24 protein-coding genes and 1 pseudogene are annotated in these 23,027 nt (G+C 73.4%); 14 read left to right on the forward strand and 11 right to left on the reverse strand.

Features of this window, described 5'->3' with window-relative positions; genetic code table 11:
- Nucleotides 1-179: 179 nt before the first annotated feature.
- The gene (locus tag Pen02_RS24850; protein ID WP_203868475.1) at nucleotides 180-1,823 is read right to left on the reverse strand and encodes an RICIN domain-containing protein; all 1,644 of its coding nucleotides are present in this window, start codon (nucleotides 1,821-1,823) and stop codon (nucleotides 180-182) included.
- A gap of 39 nt (nucleotides 1,824-1,862) precedes the next feature.
- Here Pen02_RS24850 and Pen02_RS24855 point away from each other — a divergent pair, with 39 nt between their 5' ends.
- Together Pen02_RS24855 and Pen02_RS24860 are read left to right on the forward strand one after the other, a co-directional pair.
- Nucleotides 1,863-2,084: a hypothetical protein gene (locus Pen02_RS24855; protein WP_203868476.1), complete on the forward strand. Its 222-nt coding sequence runs from the start codon at nucleotides 1,863-1,865 to the stop codon at nucleotides 2,082-2,084.
- Nucleotides 2,085-2,312: 228 nt separating this feature from the next.
- Entirely contained in the window at nucleotides 2,313-3,296 is a 984-nt protein-coding gene (locus Pen02_RS24860) for an EamA family transporter (protein ID WP_203868477.1), read from the forward strand.
- A 134-nt stretch (nucleotides 3,297-3,430) separates the two neighbouring features.
- Here the strand turns inward: Pen02_RS24860 and Pen02_RS24865 are convergent, their stop codons facing one another.
- Nucleotides 3,431-4,075 (reverse strand): phosphatase PAP2 family protein, encoded by a 645-nt coding sequence (locus tag Pen02_RS24865; RefSeq protein ID WP_239141218.1) that lies wholly within the window; start codon nucleotides 4,073-4,075, stop codon nucleotides 3,431-3,433.
- 216 nt (nucleotides 4,076-4,291) lie between these two features.
- Here Pen02_RS24865 and Pen02_RS24870 point away from each other — a divergent pair, with 216 nt between their 5' ends.
- From Pen02_RS24870 to Pen02_RS24895, 6 genes are all read left to right on the forward strand, one after another.
- Nucleotides 4,292-4,780, forward strand: coding sequence for a YbaK/EbsC family protein (locus Pen02_RS24870; protein WP_203868534.1), 489 nt, complete (start codon nucleotides 4,292-4,294; stop codon nucleotides 4,778-4,780).
- Nucleotides 4,781-4,797: 17 nt separating this feature from the next.
- Nucleotides 4,798-5,790, forward strand: a complete 993-nt coding sequence (locus Pen02_RS24875; RefSeq protein WP_239141219.1) for a monooxygenase — start codon at nucleotides 4,798-4,800, stop codon at nucleotides 5,788-5,790.
- Nucleotides 5,787-6,338, forward strand: coding sequence for a GNAT family N-acetyltransferase (locus tag Pen02_RS24880; protein ID WP_203868478.1), 552 nt, complete (start codon nucleotides 5,787-5,789; stop codon nucleotides 6,336-6,338). Before Pen02_RS24875 ends, Pen02_RS24880 begins: the two co-directional genes overlap by 4 nt.
- A gap of 80 nt (nucleotides 6,339-6,418) precedes the next feature.
- Entirely contained in the window at nucleotides 6,419-7,237 is an 819-nt protein-coding gene (locus Pen02_RS24885) for a carotenoid biosynthesis protein (RefSeq protein WP_239141221.1), read from the forward strand.
- A 5-nt stretch (nucleotides 7,238-7,242) separates the two neighbouring features.
- On the forward strand, nucleotides 7,243-8,379 hold the full coding sequence (locus Pen02_RS24890) for a glycosyltransferase family 2 protein (protein ID WP_203868480.1): 1,137 nt from the start codon (nucleotides 7,243-7,245) through the stop codon (nucleotides 8,377-8,379).
- A 159-nt stretch (nucleotides 8,380-8,538) separates the two neighbouring features.
- On the forward strand, nucleotides 8,539-10,137 hold the full coding sequence (locus Pen02_RS24895; protein ID WP_372445661.1) for a phytoene desaturase family protein: 1,599 nt from the start codon (nucleotides 8,539-8,541) through the stop codon (nucleotides 10,135-10,137).
- 330 nt (nucleotides 10,138-10,467) lie between these two features.
- On the opposite strand, the pseudogene Pen02_RS24900 reads toward Pen02_RS24895, so the two are convergent.
- The 6 genes and pseudogenes from Pen02_RS24900 to Pen02_RS24925 all read right to left on the reverse strand — a co-directional run.
- A pseudogene (locus Pen02_RS24900) lies at nucleotides 10,468-11,148 on the reverse strand (CDP-alcohol phosphatidyltransferase family protein); the annotation flags it as partial.
- A gap of 94 nt (nucleotides 11,149-11,242) precedes the next feature.
- Nucleotides 11,243-12,160, reverse strand: coding sequence for a methylenetetrahydrofolate reductase [NAD(P)H] (gene metF, locus Pen02_RS24905; protein ID WP_203868482.1), 918 nt, complete (start codon nucleotides 12,158-12,160; stop codon nucleotides 11,243-11,245).
- 114 nt (nucleotides 12,161-12,274) lie between these two features.
- The gene (locus Pen02_RS24910; RefSeq protein WP_203868483.1) at nucleotides 12,275-12,535 is read right to left on the reverse strand and encodes a hypothetical protein; all 261 of its coding nucleotides are present in this window, start codon (nucleotides 12,533-12,535) and stop codon (nucleotides 12,275-12,277) included.
- Between the two features lie 198 nt (nucleotides 12,536-12,733).
- Nucleotides 12,734-13,183, reverse strand: a complete 450-nt coding sequence (locus Pen02_RS24915; protein WP_203868484.1) for a hypothetical protein — start codon at nucleotides 13,181-13,183, stop codon at nucleotides 12,734-12,736.
- Nucleotides 13,184-13,346: 163 nt separating this feature from the next.
- On the reverse strand, nucleotides 13,347-13,532 hold the full coding sequence (locus Pen02_RS24920; protein WP_203868540.1) for a helix-turn-helix transcriptional regulator: 186 nt from the start codon (nucleotides 13,530-13,532) through the stop codon (nucleotides 13,347-13,349).
- Between the two features lie 9 nt (nucleotides 13,533-13,541).
- Entirely contained in the window at nucleotides 13,542-13,736 is a 195-nt protein-coding gene (locus Pen02_RS24925; RefSeq protein ID WP_203868541.1) for a hypothetical protein, read from the reverse strand.
- Nucleotides 13,737-13,954: 218 nt separating this feature from the next.
- Here Pen02_RS24925 and Pen02_RS42855 point away from each other — a divergent pair, with 218 nt between their 5' ends.
- The 4 genes from Pen02_RS42855 (at nucleotide 13,955) to mptB (ending at nucleotide 18,697) form a co-directional block, all read left to right on the forward strand.
- Complete coding sequence (locus tag Pen02_RS42855; protein ID WP_307837729.1) at nucleotides 13,955-14,113, forward strand: hypothetical protein; 159 nt, start codon at nucleotides 13,955-13,957, stop codon at nucleotides 14,111-14,113.
- A 165-nt stretch (nucleotides 14,114-14,278) separates the two neighbouring features.
- The gene (locus Pen02_RS24935) at nucleotides 14,279-15,787 is read left to right on the forward strand and encodes a helix-turn-helix domain-containing protein (protein WP_203868486.1); all 1,509 of its coding nucleotides are present in this window, start codon (nucleotides 14,279-14,281) and stop codon (nucleotides 15,785-15,787) included.
- Nucleotides 15,788-15,820: 33 nt separating this feature from the next.
- Nucleotides 15,821-16,903 (forward strand): polyprenyl synthetase family protein, encoded by a 1,083-nt coding sequence (locus Pen02_RS24940; protein WP_203868487.1) that lies wholly within the window; start codon nucleotides 15,821-15,823, stop codon nucleotides 16,901-16,903.
- A 117-nt stretch (nucleotides 16,904-17,020) separates the two neighbouring features.
- Nucleotides 17,021-18,697 carry a polyprenol phosphomannose-dependent alpha 1,6 mannosyltransferase MptB gene (mptB, locus tag Pen02_RS24945; RefSeq protein ID WP_239141223.1) on the forward strand — a complete coding sequence of 559 codons (1,677 nt, stop codon included), beginning with the start codon at nucleotides 17,021-17,023 and terminating at the stop codon, nucleotides 18,695-18,697.
- A 6-nt stretch (nucleotides 18,698-18,703) separates the two neighbouring features.
- On the opposite strand, the gene Pen02_RS24950 is transcribed toward mptB, so the two are convergent.
- Genes Pen02_RS24950 through Pen02_RS24960 form a run of 3 tightly spaced genes read right to left on the reverse strand, consistent with a single transcriptional unit; the run spans nucleotide 18,704 to nucleotide 19,785 of the window.
- The gene (locus Pen02_RS24950) at nucleotides 18,704-19,054 is read right to left on the reverse strand and encodes a lycopene cyclase domain-containing protein (protein ID WP_203868488.1); all 351 of its coding nucleotides are present in this window, start codon (nucleotides 19,052-19,054) and stop codon (nucleotides 18,704-18,706) included.
- Nucleotides 19,055-19,070: 16 nt separating this feature from the next.
- Complete coding sequence (locus tag Pen02_RS24955; RefSeq protein ID WP_203868489.1) at nucleotides 19,071-19,403, reverse strand: lycopene cyclase domain-containing protein; 333 nt, start codon at nucleotides 19,401-19,403, stop codon at nucleotides 19,071-19,073.
- 16 nt (nucleotides 19,404-19,419) lie between these two features.
- Nucleotides 19,420-19,785 (reverse strand): Rv2175c family DNA-binding protein, encoded by a 366-nt coding sequence (locus tag Pen02_RS24960; RefSeq protein WP_203868490.1) that lies wholly within the window; start codon nucleotides 19,783-19,785, stop codon nucleotides 19,420-19,422.
- A 312-nt stretch (nucleotides 19,786-20,097) separates the two neighbouring features.
- Between Pen02_RS24960 and pknB the strand changes: the two genes are divergently transcribed.
- Together pknB and Pen02_RS24970 are read left to right on the forward strand one after the other, a co-directional pair.
- Nucleotides 20,098-22,095 (forward strand): Stk1 family PASTA domain-containing Ser/Thr kinase, encoded by a 1,998-nt coding sequence (pknB, locus tag Pen02_RS24965; protein ID WP_203868491.1) that lies wholly within the window; start codon nucleotides 20,098-20,100, stop codon nucleotides 22,093-22,095.
- A complete protein-coding gene (locus Pen02_RS24970) occupies nucleotides 22,076-23,020 on the forward strand; it encodes a deoxyribonuclease IV (protein ID WP_203868492.1) in 945 nt (314 codons plus the stop codon). Before pknB ends, Pen02_RS24970 begins: the two co-directional genes overlap by 20 nt.
- The last annotated feature ends 7 nt before the right edge of the window (nucleotides 23,021-23,027 follow it).

The following is a 23,027-nucleotide window of genomic DNA, read 5'->3' on the forward strand; positions in this document are numbered from 1 at the left end:
ACTCGGGGGTTACGCCGCGAACGCCGCCCCCGGCGTCAGCCCGAGCGCCCGGCCGGCGGGCCGACTTCCATCGAGCCCCGCCCAATCGAACACTCGTTCTAACTACTGGAGAGAGTACACCCCGGCACCGACAAAAACGCAAGCGAACGCGACCGGCCGGTGCACCTGTCGGGTACGGGTCAGCACCAGTTCAGCGTGGAGTTGTTCCGGGTGACGTTCCGGATGACGTTGTTGGCGCCACCGCAGGGGTTCTGCGTGATGTTGGTGTTGGAGACCGTCAGGTTCTGCAGGGTGATGCCGGAGGAGATCGGGAACTCGCTCCGCGCCGCGATCCGGACCTCGCCGCCACCGGTCACCGTGCCGGACTGCCCGGCGATGGTGACGTTGTAGCAGTTCTCGATCAGGATCGAGTTGTTGCCGGTGTTCGCGATGGTCACCCGGTCGATCACCGCGCCGCCGCTCTCCGAGACGCAGAAGATCCCGCGCCCGCCGCCCCGGGCGATCACGTTGCCGACCCGGATGTTCGTCGGGTAGCTGCTGCCCACCCGGCCGTTGCGGTTGGCCATCCGGAACGCCGCGTACCCGGTGCCGGCGCCGGCGTTGTCCGCGTCGACCGTACCGACGGTGGCGTTGACCGTGTCGTTGAGCAGCAGCCCGGACTCGCCGACACTGCGCGCGGTGACGGTGCCGACGGTCAGCCCGTCCACCCCGTACGTCTCGACGCCCTGGCTGCTGGTGCCCTGCACGTACACGTTGTCGATCCGGATGTTGCGGACCTTCACCGCCCGGTCGCCGCCGTGGTTGTCGATCCGCACCCCGAGACCGCTGTTCAGTCGCATGTCGATCTGACCCAGCGTCAGGTTGTTCACGTTGCGCATGAAGATGCCGTAGAGCGGCGAACCGGTCAGGTTCAGGTGCTGCACCTCGATGTCGGTGGCGCCCCTGGCGTACACCGGGGCCTGGTCGCCGGAGCCGGAACCGGTCACGTTGATCGTGCCGCAGACGTCCAGGATCGTGTAGCTCGGCAGCGACAGCCGGGTACCGGCGCCCATCGAGCCGGAGCCCCGGACCACCACCCGCTGCTTCGAGGTACGCCCCGAGGAGAGGCTGTTCACCGCGGCCTGCATCGCGGAGCGCATGTCGCCGCCGGTGTAGACCGTGCTGCTGCCGTTGCGGGCGGTCCAGGTGCTGCCGTTCAGCACCGCCTCGGCGTTGAACGAGCCGCTGCCGCAGCCGCTACCCCCGCCGCCGGAGCCGATCCTGACCATCTGCCACTGCTGGTTGTAGCCACCCAGGTCCTGGAACTGGGCGATGATCCCGCCGTCGGCGGTGGACCACTCCCAGACGTCCAGCGCCTTGCCGCTGTGCCGGCTGATCAGGCGTACGTGCCCGCCGTCGGAGTCGGCGACCCCGAAGTGCTGGCGGGTGGTGCCGTTGTCGGCGTTCTGGATCAACTGGGTACCGTCCGAGGTGTTCGGCATCTCCAGGAACTTGCCGCTGTGCCGCGACCGGATCTTGTAGTAGCCGCTGCCGGCGTCGACGAACTGCCACTGCTGCTGGTTGCCGTCGCTGCGGGCCCACTGCACGATCGGCGCGCCGTCGTTCGTGGCGAAGTTGTAGAGGTCGAGCGCCTTGCCGCTGTGCCGGGAGACGAACACGTAGTAGGCGCTGGTGTCGATGGTGGCCGCCGCCGCAGGCGGCAGTGCGACGGCGGTGCCGGCGCCGACCAGCACGGTCGTGAGCGCCAGCACCAGGCCGGCCCGCCACGCGCGTCGTCGCGGGCGGCCGTCCGGCGGCCTGCGGTGGATGGTGGTGAACGTCATGGGTCCTCCTGAGCTGGGAACGGTGGCCGGGAAGGCCCGGTGCCGGGCGACGGCCGGGGACGGCACGCCGGGACAACCACCGGAGCCGGTACGTCGAGGCGACGCGGCGGCAAGGTCGGCCGCCCGGTCGGCACCGGCCTGCTGCCGCACCCGGCGTCGGATCTCGGCGCACCGGTGGGACAGGACCGGATCGGAAAGGGCTTTCCCGACGTCGGCAACGTATCGAACCGTTTCAATCAAGTCAACGTCATCGATGGATGACCTCGATACCGCCCCGCCGGGCCTGCGAGATCGGCGGGGCGACGAGACGGCGGTCAGCGGGCGGCGGCAGCGGGGCGACAGCCGGCGAGACCGATGCGCGACAAGGCGGCAGCCATGGGCGACAAGGCGGCAGCCGGCGGGCGGTGGCAGTGGGCGGTGGGCAGTGGGCGGTGCGGTAATGACCAAAAGCTATTCGGCTCCTGACCGGTAGCCGGCTACCCTCACCCGGTGACGACTCGCAGACCCGCCCTCGGCGTACTCCTGGTGCTCTCCTCGGGAGTGCTGTTCGCCGTCAACGGCACCGTCTCCAAACTGGTGCTCCAGGCCGGTATCGAGGCCGCGCAGCTCACCCTGATCCGGGCGGCGGGCGCGTTCGCCGGCCTGCTCGTGCTGAGCCTGCTGCTCCGGCCCGGTGCCCGCCGACTGCGGATCACCCCGAAACAACTGCCGCTGCTGGTCGTCTACGGCCTGGCCGGGTTCTTCCTGACCCCGATGCTCTACTTCGTCGCCATCTCCCGGATGCCGGTCGGTATCGCGCTGCTGTTCGAATACACCGCACCGCTGCTGGTCGCGCTCTGGGCCCGGTTCGGGCAGCACCAGCGGGTACGCCCCCGGCTCTGGGTCGGGCTGGCGGCCAGCCTCGCCGGTCTGGCCTGCGTGGCCGAGATCTGGGGAGAACTCAAACTGGACGGCCTCGGGGTACTCGCCGGTCTCGGCGCCGCCGTGGTGCTGGCCGCCTACTACGTGCTCGGCGCCCGGGGCGTCCGGGAGCACGACACGCTCTCCCTGACCACCTGGGCGTTCGGCGCCTCCGCCGTGGCCGGCCTGCTCACCCGGGCGGTCACCCACGGCACCGGCGGCTGGGCACCGCTGGCGGAGACCAGCGGCGGCGTGCCGGTCGCGCTGCTCTGCGGGTACGTCGTGCTGCTCGGCTCGATCGTGCCGTTCCTGCTGGTGACCGGCGGGCTGCGGCACCTGCCGGCGACCAGTGTCGGCATCCTCGGCATGGTCGAGCCGGTGATCGCCGCCACGGTCGCCTGGATCGCCCTCGGTGCCGGCGAGGCGCTCAACGCCGCCCAGCTCGGCGGCGGGCTGCTGGTACTGGCCGGTGTGGCGCTCGCCGAGACGGCCCGGATCACCGAGCGGACCGCCGAGCCGCCGTCCGGTACACCACCCGTCCCCGCTCCCGACGCGGTCGTCGTACCCCGCTGACCCGTCGTCGCCAGGCCGGAACCGGCGGACCGGCCTGCCGGCCCCCCTTCGTCGACCGGCTGACGGAGCGGCCTTCCCGGAGCGACCTAGCGACCTAGCGACCTAGCGACCTGCGGAGTGTCCCGGCCAGGGGCTCAACGGCGAGTACCGGGCCGCAGCGCGACCAGCAGTGCGGTACTGGCCGCCGCGCCGAGCAGCAGCCCGGCGAGCACGTCGTGCGGGTAGTGCACGCCGGCCACCACCCGCAACGCCGCCACCGCGCCGGCCACCGGCACCGCCAGATACCAGAGCCTCGGGGCCAGCAGGACGAGCCCGGCCGCCAGCCCACCCGCCAGGGTCGAGTGGTTGCTCGGGAACGACCAGTCCCCGGCCGGCGGGCAGGACACCCAGACCACCACGTCGAACGCCCGGCACGGCCGCTCCTGGTCGACGACCAGCTTCAGCGCCTCGCTGACCAGGTACGCCAGCATCGTGCCCAGGCCGACCAGCAGCACGCCGAGGGTGTCCGGGGTACGGCTGCGCCGCCAGCCGAGCCAGCCCAACCGGGCCAGCAGGCCGGCGAGGACGAGCAGACCGGCCGCCCCGCCGTACTCGCCGAGGTTGTGCAGCCAGCCGGGCATCTCACCGGCCTGCCCGACCACGTCCCGGTACGCCTCGGCGGACGGTCCCTCGGTCACCACCCGTGGTCGCGGGTCGCCCAGCCCGCCCGGCGCCAGCACGGCCACCGCCGCTCCGCCGAGCAGAAGCGTCGGCACCACCAGCAAAATTCGCCGCAACACCCGCATAGCGCCTCAAGATAGTCGTCTTTTCCGGCGCCCACCCCACCCAAAGGTCATCCCGACCGTACGACCTTCGTCAGCCCGGCCGGCCGACGGCCGACCCCGGGGACGGAGGGCAGGGAAGCGGGAGGCAGAGAGGCGAGGAGGCAGAGAGGCAGGGAAGCGGGGAGGCGGGGAGGCGGGGAGGCCACTGTTCCGGGAGGCAAGATGGAGTCCATGCAGCCACATCCGAACGTGCAGGCGGTGCAGCACGCGCTGGACAACGCGGGCGGGCGCGACGGCTCAGGCGCGGCCAGCCTGATCCGGATCCTGCCCGAGGCAGTACACACCGCCGCTGCGGCAGCCGCCGCCCTGGAAGTCGAGGTCGGCCAGATCGCCAACTCGCTGATCTTCGACGCGGACGGCGATCCGCTGCTGGTGCTCACCTCCGGGGCACACCGGGTGGACACCGGCCGGGTCGCCACGGAACTCGGGCTGACCGCGCTGAAGCGGGCCACCCCGGAGTTCGTCCGCGAGCACACCGGCCAGCCGATCGGCGGAGTCGCCCCGCTCGGGCACCCGAAACCGATCCGTACCCTGGTCGACGCGGCGCTCGCCGGTTACCCGGAGATCTGGGCGGCCGGCGGCGTGCCCCGGGCCGTCTTCCCGACCACCTACGCCGAACTGCTCCGAATCACCGCCGGCACCTCCGCCGAGGTGGCGTGAGCAAGCCGGACCATGGCATGAGCAAGCCGGACCACGGCATGACCGAGCCGGACCACGGCATGACCGAGCCGGACCAGGGCGTGAGCGAGCCAGACCGTGGCATGAGCAAGCCGGACTGTGACGTGAGCGAGCCGGACCGTGGCGTGGGCGGCGAGGTGTCCGGCGGGCCGCCCGGCGAGCCGGCCCCGGGACCGCTGGTCACCCTGCACGTCTGGCGGGTGGCGCCCGGCGCCCTGCCCCGGGTGCTGACCCGGATGGCCGTCGACCGGCGCCGGCTGCGGGCCGTTCCCGGCGTACGGTTCGGCAAGCTGCTCGGCACCGGGACGGGTACCGGCTTCGGGCCCACCGACGCCGACCTCACCCGCTGGGCCGCACTGGTCGTCTGGTCCGACCCCGCTCGGGCCGACACGTTCGACGAGACCCCGGTGGGGCGGGCCTGGCGACAGGTCGCGCTGGCCGGCGCCCGGCTCGACCTACGCCCGCTGGCCAGCCGGGGCCGGTGGTCCGGGATCGAGCCGTTCGGCGTACCCCGGTCCGGGTCGTCCGGCGTGCCCGGCTCCGGGCGGGACGGCGAACCGTCCGGCGTGCCCCGGTCCGGGTCGGCGGGCGGGCCGGCAGCGGCAGCGGCGCCGGTACTGGCGCTGACCCGGGCCCGGCTGCGCCCGCTGCGGGCCGGTACCTTCTGGCGGGCCGTGCCCCCCGTCGCCGCCGCACTGCGGGACGCTCCCGGCCTGCTGGCCCGGTTCGGCATCGGCGAGGCGCCGCTCGGCTGGCAGGGCACGGTCAGCGTGTGGCGGAACGCGACGTACCTGCGTCAGTTCGCGTACCGTTCCCCGGAGCACCGCACGGCTATCACTCGTACCGCCAGCCAACGCTGGTACGCCGAGGAACTGTTCGCGCGGTTCGAGGTACGGAATCTCGCCGGTGACCCGGCGGTACTCGGCTGGGTCGCGTCCGGCGGTGACCCGGAGCCCGGCACCGGCCAGGTAGTGAGGAGCGGACGACCATGAGGCTGGTGCCGTGGAAACCGGACGACCTCGCCCGGCGGCTCGACGACGTGGTGTCGGTCTACGGCGAGGCGATGGGGTACCGGGCCGAACTGCTGGAGGCCCGGCGCGGCTACATCGCGACCCACGTACGCCGACCGGGGTTCCGCGCCGTCGCCACCCTCAGCACCAACGGCCACCTGGTCGGATTCGGCTACGGATACCTCTCCGCACCCGGGCAGTGGTGGCACGACCAGGTCTACAACGCGCTCTCCGCTGACGCCCGCAAGACCTGGTTCACAGACTGCTTCGAGGTGGTCGAGCTGCACGTCCGCCCGGCCGCCCAGGGACACCAGCTCGGTGCCCGCCAGCTCCGCGCCCTGCTCGGCATGGCCGACGGCAGCACCACCCTGCTCTCCACCCCGGAGGCGGACGAGCGCACCTCCCGGGCCTGGCGGCTCTACCGGCGGTTCGGCTTCGTGGACGTCCTGCGGAACTTCCGCTTCCCCGGCGACGAGCGGTCCTTCGCGGTACTTGGCCGGGACCTGCCGCTGCCCCCACCGGGACGATGACCCCCGGCCGGACTACCGCCGGACCCACCGGGGCCGATGAAGCCGCCGAGGCCGCCGGATCGGCACCCCGGCCGGACCCGTTGCGCTGGTCAAGTCAGCCGAGCTGGTCGGGTCGGTCGAGTTGGCTGGTGCTCGGCGTACTGGTGCTGGCCCAGATCGGTTATCCGCTGACCGGGGGCACCGACCGGGCTCGGCTGACCGTCGTCACGGTCTGCCTCGGCTACCTGTTGTCGGTGAGCCACGCCCTGCTCAGCCGGGGTCCCCGGGTGGCCGCCGGACTGGTGTTGGTCACCACCGGGGGCGGGTTGGCGGTCGAGGCACTCGGGGTGGCCACCGGCGTGCCGTTCGGCGGGTACGCCTACTCCGGCGAGCTGGGCCCGAAACTCGCCGGGGTGCCGCTGGTGATCCCGCTGGCCTGGACCTGGATGGCCTGGCCGGCCTGGCTCGCCGCCGCCCGGCTGACCCGGCGCAGGGCGGGCCGGGTCGCCCTGGCCGCAGTGGGACTGGCCGGCTGGGACCTGTTCCTCGACCCGCAGATGGTCGCCGAGGGCTACTGGAGTTGGCGGGACCCGAGCCCGGCGCTGCCCGGGGTACCGGACGTCCCGGTCAGCAACTACCTCGGCTGGCTGCTCTTCGCCGTACTCCTGATGGCGCTGCTCGGGCCGGTCGCCGGCCGGGCCGCCGGGCTGGCCGGTGACCGGGACGCGCCGATGTACGCCCTCTACCTCTGGACCTACGCCGGCAGCGTCCTCGCGCACGCGGTCTTCCTGGGCCTGCCCGCCTCGGCCGGCTGGGGCGGCCTGGCCATGGCGGCCGTCGCCGGCCCGCTGGCGGTGACCCTGGCCCGCCGCCGACGCCCACGGCGGTCCGACGCCGAGCCCGCCGCCGCACCCGCGTGACCGGCGTGAGCGGCACGGCGCTCGGCTGGGCGCTCACCGCGATCGTCGGCGTACTGACCGCGCACACCTGGCTCAACGCCACCCGTGGGCTGCGCCGTCCGCCGCCCGGCACCGCCGGCACCGACGAGCCGGTCGCGGTGCTGCTGCCGGTGCGCGACGAGGCGACCCGGGTCGGGCCGTGCCTTCGTTCGCTGCTGGCCCAGCGGGGCGTACCCGGGCTGGAGATCGTGGTGCTCGACGACGGTTCGACCGACGGCACCGCCGAGGTGGTCCGGGCGGTCGCGGCCGGAGATCCCCGGGTACGCCTGCTCGACGGCGCGCCGCTGCCGCCGGGCTGGCTCGGCAAGCCGTACGCCTGCCAGCAGCTCGCCGACCGGGCCGGCTCGGCCGCCACCGTACTGGTCTTCGTGGACGCCGACGTGACGCTCGGCCCGTACGCGGTCGCCGCCGCCGTGACCACGCTCCGGTCGGCCTCGGCGGTGCTGCTCTCCCCGTACCCGAGGATTCTCGCCGACTCGCCGGGTGAGCGGCTGGTCCAGCCGCTGTTGCAGTGGCTCTGGCTGACCTTCCTGCCGTTGCCTGCGATGGAGCGCTCGCCCCGGCCGAGCCTGGCCGCCGCCGGCGGGCAGTTCCTGGTGCTGGACCGGGCCGGCTACCGGCGGGCCGGCGGGCACGCGGCGGTTCGGGACCGGGTCCTGGAGGACATCGAGCTGGCCCGGGCGGTGAAGCGGTCCGGCGGGCGGATCGCGCTCGCCGACGGCTCCCGGCTGGCCGACTGCCGGATGTACGGCTCCTGGTCGGAGCTGCGGGACGGCTACGGCAAGTCGCTCTGGGCGGCGTTCGGTCCGCCGGCCGGTGCCACCGCCGTCGTGCTCCTGCTGCTCCTGTTGTACGCCCTGCCGCCGCTGCTCGCCGTCGGTGCGGCGCTGGCCGGCGCGCCGGCAGCCGCCCTGGCGGGACTGCTCGGCTATCTGCTGGGCGTGACAGGTCGCCTGGTCAGCGCCCGGGCGACCGGTGGCCGGGGCTGGCCGGACGCATTGACACATCCGTTGTCGGTCGCGGTCCTCGGCTGGCTCACCATCCGGTCGTACCATCTGCGAAGGCGGGGGCGGCTCACATGGCGGGGCCGACGGGTGCGCTGATCCGTGGAGGGGACGGTCGGCGTGCCGAGCCGGCGACGGGGTACACCCGCGCGCCGCTCCGGCCAGCGGTACGGCGACGGCGACGGCGGTCGACCGGAACGGGGCGGTTGACCGGTACGGGTCGACCGGAACGAGGGGGCTGGCGTGGGTCGGGTGGTCGTGATCGGTGCGGGCGTGGGCGGCCTGGCCGCCGCTGCCCGGTTGGCGGCGCTCGGCCACGAGGTCACCGTCTACGAGCGGTCCGGGGTGGTCGGTGGCAAGCTCGGCCGGTACGTCCGGGAGACGCCGGTCGGCACGTTCCGGTTCGACACCGGTCCCAGCCTGCTCACCCTGCCACAGGTCTTCGCCGACCTGTTCGAGGCGACCGGCAGCAAGCTCGACGAGTACGTCGACCTGACGCCGCTCGACCCGATCGTCCGGCACTTCTTCCCGCCGACCACCGGCTCTGGCCTCCCGCCGACCACCGACCCCAGCCTCCAGCCGACCACCGACCCCAGCCTCCAGCCGACCACCGACTCCGGTCTCCCGCCGATCGGCGGAGACGCGGCGGCCGGCCGGGCAGTTCCGGGGACGGTGCTGGACTCCTGTGCCGACCCGGACGTCTTCGCGGCCCGGATCGCGGAGCGGTTCGGGGTGGAGGCCGCCGCCGACTGGCGACGGCTGTGGCGCCGCGCCGAGCGGATCTGGACCGCCTCCTGGCGGGACGTGCTGCGCCGACCCGTCGACTCGGCCCGGGACCTGGCGCGACTCTCCTGGCGGCTCGGCGACCTGGCCGCGATCGCCCCCGGCGGGACGCTGCGCGGGCTGGGCCGGCGCTACCTGCGCGAACCCCGGCTCCGGATGCTGCTCGACCGGTACGCCACCTACACCGGCGCCGACCCGCGCCGGGCACCGGCCGCGCTCGCCGCCATCCCGTACGCCGAGCTGGCCTTCGGCGGCTGGTACCCGCGCGGCGGGCTCGGCACCCTCGCCGACGCGCTGCTCTCCCGCTGCCTCGACCTGGGCGTGGTGGTGGCGACCGGCAGCACCGTCACCGGCATCGACGCGGCCGGCGGTCGGGTGCACGGGGTACGGCTGGCCGGTGCCGTCGCCCCGGTGCCGGCGGACGTCGTGGTGGCGAACACCGACGCGCTGACCCTCTACCGGGACCTGTTACCGACCCCGGACCGGCTGGCCGGGCTGACCGAGCGCAGCCTGGCCGGCTTCGTCCTGCTGCTCGGGGTACGCGGCGATTCCGGGCTGGCGCACCACAACGTCTTCTTCCCGACCGACTACGACGCCGAGTTCGACGCGGTGTTCGGCGATCCCGGCCGGGGCGTACCGGCCCGGCCGGTGGCCGACCCGACGGTCTTCGTCAGTGTGCCCGACGATCCCCTGGTCCGGCCGGCCGGACACGAGGCGTGGTTCGTACTGGTCAACGCGCCCCGCCAGGCGCGCACCCTGGGCGGGGTCGACTGGCGCCGGCCGGGGCTGGCGGACGCGTACGCCGACCGGGTGCTGGCGGTACTGGCCGAGCGCGGCGTCGACGTCCGGGACCGGCTGGTCTTCCGGGAGCTGCGTACCCCGGCCGACCTGGTCGGCACGGCCGGAGCCCCCGGCGGGGCGATCCACGGCAGCGTCGGTGGGCTGCTGCGCCCGGCCAACCGGGGCCCGGCCCGGGGGCTGTTCCTGGTTGGCGGCTCCACCCATCCGGGCGGCGGCCTGCCGATGGTGGCGCTCTCCGCGCAGATCGTCGCGGGCGAAATCGGCCCGCCCTGACCCGTCCCCGCCCGCTCCGACCCGTTGCTGCTATTCGGGCGGTTCGCGGCGGCGGAGTTCCACTCCGGTCGGCTCACGTCGGGCCAACTCCTTGCCGGGAGGACCAGTGGCCGGCCCCTCCCCGATCGACTGCCGACCGGACATCTCGTCCCCGAGCGACTGCCGGCCGTCCCCAAGCGGCTGCCGACCCGACGACTCGTCCCCGAGCGACTGCCGACCCGACAGCTCGTCCCCGAGCGGCTGCCGGCCTGACGACTCCGCATCGACGGGGCGGCCTGCGGCCGACGGCTTTCCGGTCGGTTCCCTGCCGGTCGGCTCCTTGCCGGTGTCCAGCGAACGGCGCACCGCCGAGAGGAGTTGCACCATGCCGAAGAAGCCGAGCAGGACCCAGATCGCGGTGGCCACGGTGATGGTGCCGGCCGCCAGCTCCGGCATGATCAGGTGTGCCACCCCGGCCACCAGCAGTCCCACCACGGCGACGCTGACCCGGCTGGGCCGCTCCCCCACGGTGACGGTGCCGATCTCCTTCATTCCCGCCGAGACCGAGCGGGCCCGGGTGTACTCGTGCAGCCAGGACAGCGCCCCGGCGGCCACCACCAGCCCGCCGGGAGCGCCCACCAGCCAGAAGGCGATCAGCCAGCAGACCTCGCCGACCCGGTCGGCCAGCGAGTCGTAGACGTACCCGAGCCGGGTCGTCTGGCCGGTGACCACCGCGACCGCGCCGTCGATGCTGTCGGCCACGGCGGCGAGCAGCACGAACCCCGCCGCCACCAGCGGCCCGACCGGACCCGGCCGGGCCTGGCCGACCGTGACCGGCACGGCGACGCAGAGCAGCACGCCGAGCACCGTCACCGCAGTCGGCGGCACGCGCAGCCGGGCGAGAAAACAACCCAGCGCGTACGACATCCGCAGCCAGCGGCGCACCGACGTGGTCGCCATCCGGGGATCGAAACCACCGTGCAGTCGCGCCCACTTGTTGGCGTACTCGTCCCACGTCAACCGGTTGCCCACGGTGGCTCAACCGCCGCCGGGCGACCCGGGTCGCGCCCGGGTACGGTGTCGGGCCTCGCCGCCCGGCCGCTGGGCCGGCTCGGGCCGCATCCGCTCAGACTCCGACGCCGGCCTGGAGGCTCTGCCAGACCTCGCGGGTCGCGGTCGACCGGTTGAGGGTGATGAAGTGGATGCCCGGCACGCCCTCGTCGAGCAGGCGTCGGCACATCTCGCTGGCCTGCTGGATGCCGAGCCGGCGGACCGCCTCCGGATCGTCCGCGATCCGGTCGAACTGTGCGGCCAGCGCGGGCGGGAACGGCGCCCCGGAGAGCTGCTGGGAACGCTCGATCGTGCTGAGCTGGGTGACCGGCATGACGCCGGGCAGGATCGGGGTGTCGCAGCCGGCCGCCACCACCCGGTCCCGGAGCCGGAGATAGTCGTCGGCGTCGAAGAACATCTGGGTGATCGCGAAGTCGGCACCGGAGCGGCACTTCTGGACGAAGTACTGCGTGTCGGTGGCGATGTCCGGCGAGCGGGGATGCTTGTACGGAAATGCCGCCACCCCGACGCTGAAGTCGCCCGCCTCGCGGACCAGCCGCACCAGTTCCTCGGCGTAGAGCACCCCGGCCGGGTGCCGCACCCACTCGCCCATCGGGTCGCCCGGCGGGTCGCCGCGCACCGCGAGGACGTTGCGCACCCCGGCGCCGGCCAGCCGGCCGATCACGTTGCGCAGCTCGGCGATCGAGTGGTTGACCGCGGTCAGGTGCGCCATCGGCAGCAGGGTGGTCTCGGTCGCGACCCGCTCGGTCACCGCGACCGTGGTGTCCCGGCTCGACCCGCCCGCGCCGTAGGTCACGGAGACGAACGAGGGGCGTAGCGACTCCAGCTCCCGGATCGCCTGCCAGAGCAGCCGCTCGCCCTTCTCGGTCTTGGGTGGGAAGAACTCGAACGAGAAGGTCGGCGCGGGACCACGGACGAGGTCCCCGATCGCCGGCCGCGAGTCGGGAAAAACGGAGGGAAGACCGAGCGCCACGTCGTGACTCTACCGGTCGCGGCGCCCCGGTCCTGCCCCGTTGAGTCCCGTTAGGGGCGGAGAGTCGGCTTTTCGATCCCACCTGCCGGTCACTTCCCGGCCCGGACGCCCCGGTCACGAGCCGGCCCCGGGCCTCCGGCAGGCGGCGAGTAGACCGCGTACGGCGATCTTCCGGCCGTGACACGGCCAGGGGTCGGCACAGGTGCGACAGACGTTCGGCCCGGCCGGCCCGGACACCAGGGTCGACGGGTCGGCCGGCAGCGGGCTGTGCTCCCGGTGCAGGCGTACGGCCAGCCGCCAGGCCATCGGCTGCACCACCTCCGGCGGCGGCTCGTCGGGCGGATTCTCCGGGTCGAACGGCAACTCGCTGGGCACGGCGGCACTCCTCGACTGTTCGATCGGCGTCGACGGCCACCGGTGCCGGCCGGTGCCCGGGGTGGGCGTACCGGTCGGGGTGGGCCGTCGCCGTCGATCGAACGGCGAATCGGGCCGGTGCGGAGGAGCCAGTGGGGAGGGGCCAGCACCCTGGCCCCGGGGCCAGCGGCCGTACCGGCCCCTGGGCCGGCGTCCGCGCTAGGGTGCCGGCGTCCTCGCGTACGCCCACGGCCGCCGGTACCGGACCAGCACCGCCAGCAGTACGACGGCGAGCACCAACGCCCCGCCGTCCGTGGCGTACGACGGCAGCAGCCCCGGTACGCCGAACCGGTCCCGGGTGGCCTCGAAGACCTCCGGCGGGATCATCACCACCCCGGCCGCCTGGGTCGCGTTCACCGCCAGCGCCGTCCAGAAGACCCAGGACCGTCCCGTCCCGGCGAGCAGTCCGACGGCGTTGCCGACCAGGTAGACACAGCCGACGATCCGGAACCCGGTCAGGAAGCCGGGCGCGTCGGCGCTGGCCTGCGCCTCGGTGGAGCCGGCCAGCCGCATCATCTCCTCCATCGCCCGGAGGTCGATGATCACGAAGTTCTGTAGCGCCGTACCGATCACGAACAGGACCGAGCAGCCCACGGTCAGGTACTGCACCGGTCGGGTCCATCGGGTCGGTATCCGGCTGTTCCTACGGTCATCGGTCTGCCGCGCGAGGGAGGACATGGCCCCCGACGCTAGGTCGGAAGCGCAGCGGAGTGATCCGGGATGATCCCCATCCATCCCTGAACCACCACCCCGAGCCGCCGGAGGGCTTGCCCTATCCGGCAGCCTGCCGGTTTCTGATCCACTCCTCGACGTCCCGCTTCAACCACACGTTGCCCATCCGCAGCTTCTGGATCGGGGCCGGGAAGTCTCGATGGCTGGTGATGACGTGTACCCGCTGCCGGGACAGATTGCCGCCCAACATGTCGCGGATCTCCGCCACCCCGACCAGTTCCTCCACCGGCCGAAGCTAGCCCTCGACCAGGTCCGGTCGATGCTGCCGGATCCACGCCTCGACGTCCGACTTGCGCCAGACCTTCCCCATCACCAGTTCCTGGTACGGCTCCGGGAAGTTGCGGTGGCTGGTGATCACGTGCACCCGCTGCTTGCTGATGCCGCCGAGCATCACACGGATCTCGTGTGCTCCGACAAGCTCAGGCTCCACACCTCGGACGCTAGATCGTTGCCCCTACGCCTTGACTAGGGTCAAGAGCGGAGGGCACCGTTAGAGGTATGACTCCCGCCAACCGTCCACCCGTCTTCGACCGCCCGCCGCCACGAAGCCACCCCCACCCGCCGATCCGGCCGCTCTGGCTCTGCCGTACCTGCGCCGCACCGTGGCCCTGTCCGGCCGCACGCCTGCACCTCCGCCACACATTCGGGTTGGCGGCGGCTGACCTGTCGATCCTGATGGTGGCCGTACTGCACGAGGCGATGACCGATCTCCATGCGCTCAATCCGAGCGTCGATCCCGATCTGCCCGGGATGTTCGCAAGATTCGTCGGCTGGACCGGCCGAGGACCACTGTCCCCGGCACGTTGACAGTCACGACTTCCGTGCGACCCAGGTTGAAGAGGTGTCGGGGGCAGAACGTCGTACCCGGGCGGTAGGAAGTAGGCCGCGCAGGGAGCCGGGTCGTCCGTCTCCGGGGTCGTGCGCGGGGGTCAGCAGCAGGTTCGTCAGATCGTCTCGTGCCGAAGGACCGCCATGCCCCGACCCGAGCACCACCCGTACGATCCCGCCGCCCACCGCACCGCCACCGCGCCGGGCTCGCTCGGCGAACTGCTGACCGAACTGCGGCTGGCCAGAGGCTGGAGCCAGCTCCGGGTGGCCGAGCAGCTCTGTGCCGCCTCCGGCGTACCGACGGTGAGCCGGCACGAGGTGTCCCGGTGGGAGCGCCGACAGCGGGTGCCCGGCGAGTTCTGGCTGTGCTGGCTGGCGGCCGTGTTCGAGGTACCCGTCGAAGACCTGGCGGTCGCCGCCGCCGCGAGCCGGCCCGGCAGGGCCGACGGTGGGGACGGCGGAGCGCCGGGTGCCACACGGGCCCGGCAGGAGTTGCTGGCCTCGGCACACGTCTGGCTCAGCGACCCGGACTCCCCGATCGGCCTGACGGCCACCTTCCCGGCCGAGCCGACACCGCATCTCGCGGGCGAGTCGACCGCGAGAATCCCGGGCACGGTGGCTACGGACGGCGACCCGACGGCCGGAATCCCACTCGACGCGACCGGAATCCCACCCGAGGCGACCGAGCTTCCACTCGACGCGGCCGGGATCGGCGGGCTGCGTCGGCTGGACGACCTGGTCTGCGGGGAGGACCTGCTGTCCTCGCCGGCCGGTCGGCTCACGCTGGTTACGGCACGGCGGGCGACCGGTCGCCCTGAACGCCGGACACTGCCGCTGGTGGCCGAGGCGGCGCAGCTCGCCGGCTGGTGGCACGCGGACGCGGGTGACCTCGGCAGCGCACTCCGCGCCTACCGGCTGGCGCTGGCCGCCGCAGCCCGGGCCGGCGACCGGAGCCTCGGCGCGCACGTACTCGGCTCGGCGAGCCACCTGCTCAGCAGCTTCGGCGACCCCCGGGGCGGGCTGCTGCTCGCCCGTACCGGATATCTCGGTGCCCGGCGTGCCGCGCCGGCCGGGTTGCGGGCGCTGCTGCTGCACCGGATCGCGTTCGCGGCGGCGCGGTGCGGGCGGCGCCGGCCCGCGTACGCCGCGCTGACCGCCGCCGAGCGGGCGGCCGACCGACGCCAGCCGCCCCGGGAACCGGGCTGGCTCTACTGGCTGGACGAGGCCGAGCTGGCCGCGATGACCGGCCGCTGCCTCGCCGCGCTGCACCGGCCGCTGCGCGCCGAACCGCTGCTCGTCGCCGCGCTGACCCGGCCCGGCCAGCCGAGGAGGTCGGCGGTCTACGGTGCCTGGCTGGCCCGTGCCTACCTCGACCTAGGCGAGCTGGACCAGGCTGCCGAGGTGGCCGACGCGGCACTGCTCGACGCCGTACGGTCCGGGTCGGCACGGGCGGCAACGGAGCTGACCGGCACCGGGCGGCGGCTCGCCGCGTACCGGACCGAGCCGGCCGGGCGGCGGCACGCCGCGCTGGCCGGTGCCGCCCGCCGCTACCTCCCGGCCCGGATGTCGGTCGTCGCGCCCACCGAGGGCCGGACCGGCGGACCGGCAGACCAGGAAAAGGATGCCCCGGCGACGCGAGCCCGGCCGTCCTGAGCAGCCCGATGACCGATCTACTAGCGTCATGGCGTGACCGCACCCGCCCCCGTCCCGCCGGTAGACCGCGCTGGCCTCCGCCAGCGGGTCGACACCTCGTTGGCCCGGTTCCTCGCCAGACAGCGAGCCTGGATGACCAGCGTCGACGACGGGCTCGTCGTGGTCGTCGAGGCGCTGGAGGCGTTCGTGCTGGGCGGCGGGAAGCGGCTGCGGCCCGCCTTCGGCTACTGGGGTTACCGGGGGGCGGGCGGTACGGACTCCGAGGAGATCGTCAGCGGCCTGGCCTCGTTGGAGTTCGTGCAGGCGAGCGCGCTGATCCACGACGACCTGATGGACCGCTCCGACACGCGGCGCGGTGAACCGTCGGTGCACCGCCGGTTCGCCGCCCGGCACCGGGCGGCCGGCTGGGCCGGTGCACCCGACGGGTTCGGCGAGTCGAGCGCCATCCTGCTCGGCGACCTGTGCCTGGTCTGGTCCGACGAACTGCTGCACGGCAGCGGCATCGACCCGGTGACGGTGAGCCGGGCCCGACCGGTCTTCGACGAGATGCGCGCCGAGGTCACCATCGGGCAGTACCTGGACGTCCTCACCCAGGCGACCCGGGACACCTCGGTCGACCGGGCGAGCAAGGTGGCCCGGTACAAGTCGGCCAAGTACACCGTCGAGCGTCCGCTACTGTTCGGGGCCGCCCTCGCCGACGCGCCCGCCGAGCTCCGGGCCGCCTACTCCCGGTACGGGCTGCCGCTGGGCGAGGCGTTCCAGCTCCGGGACGACGTACTCGGCGTCTTCGGCGATCCGGGGCAGACGGGCAAGCCGGCCGGGGACGACCTGCGGGAAGGCAAGCGCACCTACCTGGTGGCGGCGGCCTTCGAGGCGACCGATCCGGCCGGACGGGACCTGCTGACCCGCCGGCTCGGCGACCCCGGGCTCGACCAGGCGGGCATCGACGCCGTACGCGAGGTCATCACCGGCAGCGGTGCCCTGGACCGCACCGAGCGGCGGATCGCCACCCTCACCGACACGGCGCTCTCCGCGCTGGTCAACGTCGATCTGGAGCCCGAGGCCCGCGAGGTGCTGGTGGATCTCGCCGTCGTGGCGACCCGGCGCAAGGACTGAACCCGACCGGCCGTACGGGCCGAGGTGGGTCAGCACCGGGTCGAGAGGTGGCCTCTTTCACGTCTTCCCGACCGGAAGCGCCCGCCGACCGCACCGGCGGCTGGCGATGCTGGTCTCGTGCGACCCGTCGGCGACGTGCCTTCCCGGGACCGGCCGACCCGGCTCCGGATGGCCGGGTTCGCCGCCAGCGCCGTGTCGGCGGCCAGCGCCTACGGGGCGGGGGCACTGCCGTCGGGCGGCTCCGTCGCGTCGACTGGCCACGACGGCTGGGGCTACTGGCTGGGCCTGGCCGGTTGGTTCGTGGGGCTGGCGGCCCTGGCGGGCGTCTGGTGGCGGCTCGGCGTCCGGGTACGGCGGCGGCCGGAGAGCGTACCGGTCGGATGGTTGCTGCGTACCGGTCTGCTCTGGGCGGCTCCACTGCTGGTCGCACCGCCCACCGGCAGCCGGGACGCGTACGCCTACGCCTGCCAGGGCGCGCTCTGGCTCGACGGCACCGACCCGTACGCCGTCGGGGTACTGCCGGGCGGATGTGTCTGGTCGGACGCCGTACCGGCGCTGTGGCGGGACACCCCGACCCCGTACGGGCCGCTGGCGGTGGCCCTGGCCGGCGCGGCGGTCGCGGTGGCCCGCCTGCTCACCGCCTCCACCGACGGCCAACTGCTGATCGCGGTCGCGCTGCTCCGCGCCGAGGCGCTGGCCGGTGTCGTACTCGTCGCCGGCTGCCTCCCCCGGCTGGCCCGGGCCGGCGGCGTCGACCCGGCCCGGGCCGTCTGGCTGGGTCTGGTCTCGCCGCTCGTCCTGATCCACGCGGTCAGCGGGGCACACAACGACGCACTGGTGCTCGGGCTGGTCCTGGCCGCGTTGGCGGTGGCGGCCGGCGGCCCACCGGACCGACCCGCCGCTCCAGGAACCGGACGGGTCGGCCGGTTCCGTGGCCAGCTTCCCGCCGGTATTCGCACGGGTCGGGCCGCAGCCGTCACCGGAGCACTGCTCGGCCTGGCGGTCGCGATCAAGGTCACCGCGATCGTGGCGCTGCCGTTCGCACTGCTGCTGAACTCCGTCCGCTCCCCCGCCGGCCGCCACCCCGCGCCGTCCGGGCCGACGCACCCGCCGGACGTACCCCCCGAGGGCGCCGACGAGCCCGGCAGCGGCCGGATCAGCCGCATCCCGTACCTGAACCCGGCCGTCGTGAAGTCGGCCCTCGGCGGGCTGGTCGCCGCCGGCCTGACCTTCGCCGGGGTGACCCTGGCCACCGGGTTGGACCTCGGCTGGATCGGCGCGCTGTCCGGGACCGGCCGGCTGGTGCAGTGGACCTCGGTACCCACCGGCCTGGGCATGGCGGCCGGCTATCTGCTGCGGCTGGCCGGCCGGCCCGAGGCGGTCGACGGCGCGGTGGCGGCGGCCCGGCTGCTCGGTCTCGTCGCTCTGGCCGGGACGATCGCGTTTCTGCTGCTCCGCGCCCTGCGGGCCGTCCCGGCGGCCGACCGGACGGGTACCCGCCGTCGACTGGTGACCCTGACCGGTGTCGCCTTCACCGCCCTCGCCCTGTTGTCCCCGATCTTCTACCCCTGGTACGGGCTGACCGCCGTCACCGTGCTCGCGGCGGGCCTGTCCGAGCACCGCTGGGTCCGCCGGGTCGCCGTACTCGTGATCGCGCTCAGCTTCCTGGTCCTGCCCACCGGGCTCGGGCTCGCCGTACTCACCAAGCTGCCGGGAGCCCTCGTCGACGTCGCCCTGGTGGCGGTGCTGGCCGTCCTGGCGTACCGGCGCCGACGGTCCCGGGGCCGGGGTTGAACACGATCAGCGACGTCGACGGTCGAGCAGCCGGGCGCCGTCCCCCGCCGACGGGGTGCGCTGCACACCGGCCCGGCCCAGGCGTACCCAGACGGCCAGGGTGAGCAGCACCAGGGCGAAGCCGAACAGCAGGTCCTCCACCGGCGCGTACACCAGCCGCCAGCCGACGATCGCGTCCGGGGCGTACCGGACGATGCCCCGGCCGGTGAGGATGCCGTTGGAGAGCAACTGGAAGAACACGATGATCGGATACGTGGCCCAGAACACCGCCCGGCGGACCAGCCGGGTACGCAGCACGAAGAGGTCGAGCAGGACGGCACCGAGCACACCCAGCAGGGCCGCCACCGTGTAGCTCACAGAAGCCCGTTCACGGTCACGTCGGCTCGTCGCCGGCCGGCCAGCGGAGCACCGCCCGGACCGCCTCGAAGCCGAGGATGGCACAGCAGGGTACGACAACGAAGAAGAGCACCTCGTCCAGCGGCAGGTCGCCGGGAAGCAGTACCCCGGTGGTCTGCTCCGGGTCGAAGGTCCAGTGTCCGGCGGCTATCGCGGCCAGGTCCCACAGCCCGAAGACCAGCACCACCGGCAGCAGCGTGAGCAGCAGCCGACGCCACCGCCGCAACACGTTGACCCGCAGGATCGGCTCCAGCCACAGCGCGGCGGCCAGGCATCCGGCGAGTACCGCCAGGTAGGCGAACCTTCCCATCCTCGCGCGATCCGGCTCAGAAGCCGGTGGCCTGGGCCCGGCGCTTGACCTCCCGGGCCCGGTCGCCGCCGAGCGCCGCCGCCGGGGTGCCCGGCAGGGTGTCGTCGGGCAGGTACAGCCAGCGCAACGTCGCCTCGTCGTCGTAGCCCGCGTCGTGCAGCAGGGTGAGGATGCCCGGCAGGTGCTTGCGTACGGTCCGGTTCGCGACCAGCTCGGCCGGGACGACCCGGGTGCCGTCCCGGCGGACCGCCAGCAGCTCCCGGTCCCTGATCATCTGGTGCACCTTGCTGATCGACACCTCGAGGCGCTCGGCGACGTCGGGGAGGCTCAGCCAGCCGGTCGGCTCGATCGGCTGCGGGTCGGCGGGTGAGGTTTCGGTCACCCGCTCACCTTGCCACGCGCCCGCCGACCCCGCCGAACGGCTCCCCGCCCACCCCACCGAACGGCTCCCGGTCGGCCGCGACTCCGACACCCGCTCGACCAGCCCTTCCGACCAGCCGTTCCGACCAGCGCTTCGACCAGCGCTTCGACCGGACCCTCGACCAGCATCGGGCGGGCAGCGTCGGACAGGACCGGCAAAAGCCACCGAACCGATCTCCGGGAGCGCTGATCGGGCGACACGAAGTTTTCGCTTCGGCGTCGGCTGTGGCATCCTGTTCTGCCGCCGCCCCCTGGAGACATAGACTGCCTGCCGATGGACATACAGGTCGCCGACACGCTGCTGAACACGCTGATCGACGGGCGCTACCGCATCCGCGGTCGCGTGGCCCGTGGTGGGATGGCGACCGTCTACACCGCCATCGACGAGCGACTCGACCGTACGGTCGCAATCAAGATCATTCACCCGAACCAGGCGCAGGCCGCGCAGGTGCAGCTCGCCGGGTTCCTGGAGCGGTTCACCGACGAGGCCAAGACCATCGCCCGGTTGACCCATCCGAACGTGGTCGCCGTCTACGACCAGGGCACCCACGGCGGGCTGCCGTACCTGGTCATGGAGTACGTCCGGGGCCGGACCCTGCGGGAGATCCTGGCCGAGCGCAAGCGGCTCAACCCGAGCGAGGCGCTCGCGATCCTGGAGCAGATGCTCGCCGCGATCGGCGCCGCACACCGCTCCGGCCTGGTGCACCGGGACGTGAAACCCGAGAACGTGCTGGTCGCCGAGGCGCCGAGCGGCGGCGCGGGCAACCTGGTCGACAGCGTGGTGAAGGTCGCCGACTTCGGGTTGGCCCGGGCGGTCGAGGCGAGTTCCGACACCGAGGGCGGCAACCAGTTGATGGCCACCGTCGCCTACGTGGCGCCGGAGCTGGTCACCGAGGGTCGCGCCGATCCGCGTACCGACGTCTACGCCGCCGGCATCGTGCTCTTCGAGATGCTCACCGGCCGGGTTCCGTACGACGGTGACCGGGCGGTCGACGTCGCCTGGCAGCACGTGGACCGGGACGTGCCGGCACCCTCCGGGCTGGTGCCGGGCCTGCCGCCGGTACTCGACGAACTGGTCCGCCGGGCGACCCGGCGTGACCCCGGGGCCCGGCCGACGGACGCGGGCGCGTTCCAGGCCGAGGTCCAGGTGGTCCGGGACGACCTCGGCACCGTCGCCAACGCCAACACCGCCGTGCTGCGGCAGATCCCCGCCAACGACCAGCCGACCATGGTGGTGCAGCAGCCGACCATGGTGGTCTCGTCGGTACAACCCACGGCGCGGCCGTCCTGGGCCCGCCTGCCCGAGCAGCCACGGGAACGCAGCACGCCGCACCGGCGACGGGCGGCGGCGAGCCCGGGCTCCGACCTCCTCGACCGGGTACGCGAGGTGGGCGCGCAGCTCTTCGCCGGCCGGGCCTCGGTCGTGGTCACGGTGGTCGCGCTCGCCCTGGTCGCCGGGATGGCCGGCTGGTGGTTCGCGTTCGGCCGCTACACCGAGACACCGAGCCTGGCCGGACTGGCCGGGGCACAGGCACAGGCGCAGGCGGAGCGGGCCGGCTTCGTGGTCAAGTTCGGCGAGGCCCGGTACAGCGAGAACGTCGCCAAGGACAGCGTGCTGAGCCAGGATCCCGAGTCGACGAGCCGGATCCGGCGGGGCGGCACGATCACCCTCACCCTGTCGCTCGGTCCGGAGCGCTTCCCGGTGCCGGACGTGGTGGGCAAGACCCTCGACCTGGCCCAGCTCGACCTGGAGCAGGTGAACCTCGTCCTGGCACGCGGCACCGACCGGTACGACGACAACCTGCCGGAGGGTGTGGTGATCGCCACCAACCCGAAGGTCGGCACCGAGGTCAAGCCCGGCGACAAGATCACGGTCATCGTCAGCAAGGGCAAGGCGCCGATCAGCGTCCCCGTCCTGGTCGGCAAGAACATCAACGAGGTACGCAACATCATCAAGGAACTCGACCTCAAGCTCAGCGAGGAGTACAAGGACTCCGACAAGCCCAAGGACACCGTGATCGCGCAGACCCCGTCGGACGGTGCCGGGGTGGAGAAGAACGCGCAGATCAAGGTCGAGGTCAGCAACGGCCCGCCGGCCGTCGCCGTGCCCCGGGTGATCGACCAGCCCTGCCAGCAGGCGAAGCAGCTCCTGGAGAGCCAGGGCCTGAGTGTCGGGGTGCAGTTCAACCCGAACGGCACGGTCCGGTTCCAGAACCCGCCCGAGAACACTCCGGTACCACCAGGGAGCCAGGTTGTCATCACCTGCCTCTGAGCACGCTTCCGGCCCGGTTGCGCCGGCCGCCGAACAGTCCGCCGACCGTTCCGCCGAACCGCGCGGGACGGCACCGGACCGGCCCGTCGGCTCGCACACGCCCACCTCCGGCGGGCTGGCCAAGGCGGCCCTGCCGTACGCCGACGCGATCGGCTCGGAGGTCGTACAGGTCTACGTCGGAAACTCGCGGGGCTGGGCGCTGCCGCCGGGCGACCCGGGGCAGGACGCGGCGTTCCGGGCCGGTTGCGAGGGACGTGGGCTGCCGGTGTACATCCACGCGTCGCTGCTGGTGAACCTCGGTTCCCCCACTCCGGCGACCGTCGAGAAGTCGGTGGCGACCCTGGCGCACGCGCTGGACCGGGGTGCCGCGATCGGTGCCAGCGGGGTGGTCTTCCACGCCGGCAGCGCGGTCGACGCCGGGCACGCCGAGGCGGCGATGCGACAGGTACGCGAGGCGCTGTTGCCGCTGCTCGACTCGGCGGCGGCCAGCGGCGGCCCGAAGTTGCTTGTCGAGCCGAGCGCCGGTGGCGGGCGTTCGCTGGCCTCCCGGGTCGAGCACCTGGAGCCCTACCTCGCCGCCGTCGACTGGCACCCCTGGCTCGGCGCCTGCTTCGACACCTGCCACGCCTGGGCGGCCGGGCACGACCTGGCCCGCGAGGGCGGCATGCGCGAGACGCTGGACGCCCTGGTCGACGCGATCGGGGCCGAGCGGCTCTGGCTGGTGCACGCCAACGACTCGCGCGACCTGTGCGGCTCGACCCGCGACCGGCACGAGACGATCGGCAAGGGCACCATCGGCGAAGCGGCGTTCGCCGAGCTGATGACCCACCCGGCGACCGCCGGCATTCCGGTGATCGTGGAAACGCCCAGCGAGAACCAGGGGCACGCCGACGACATCGCCACCCTCAAGCGGCTGCGCCCCTGACCCACCC

Origin of the sequence: Plantactinospora endophytica (genome assembly GCF_016862915.1) — a bacterium.
GTDB lineage: Bacteria > Actinomycetota > Actinomycetes > Mycobacteriales > Micromonosporaceae > Plantactinospora > Plantactinospora endophytica.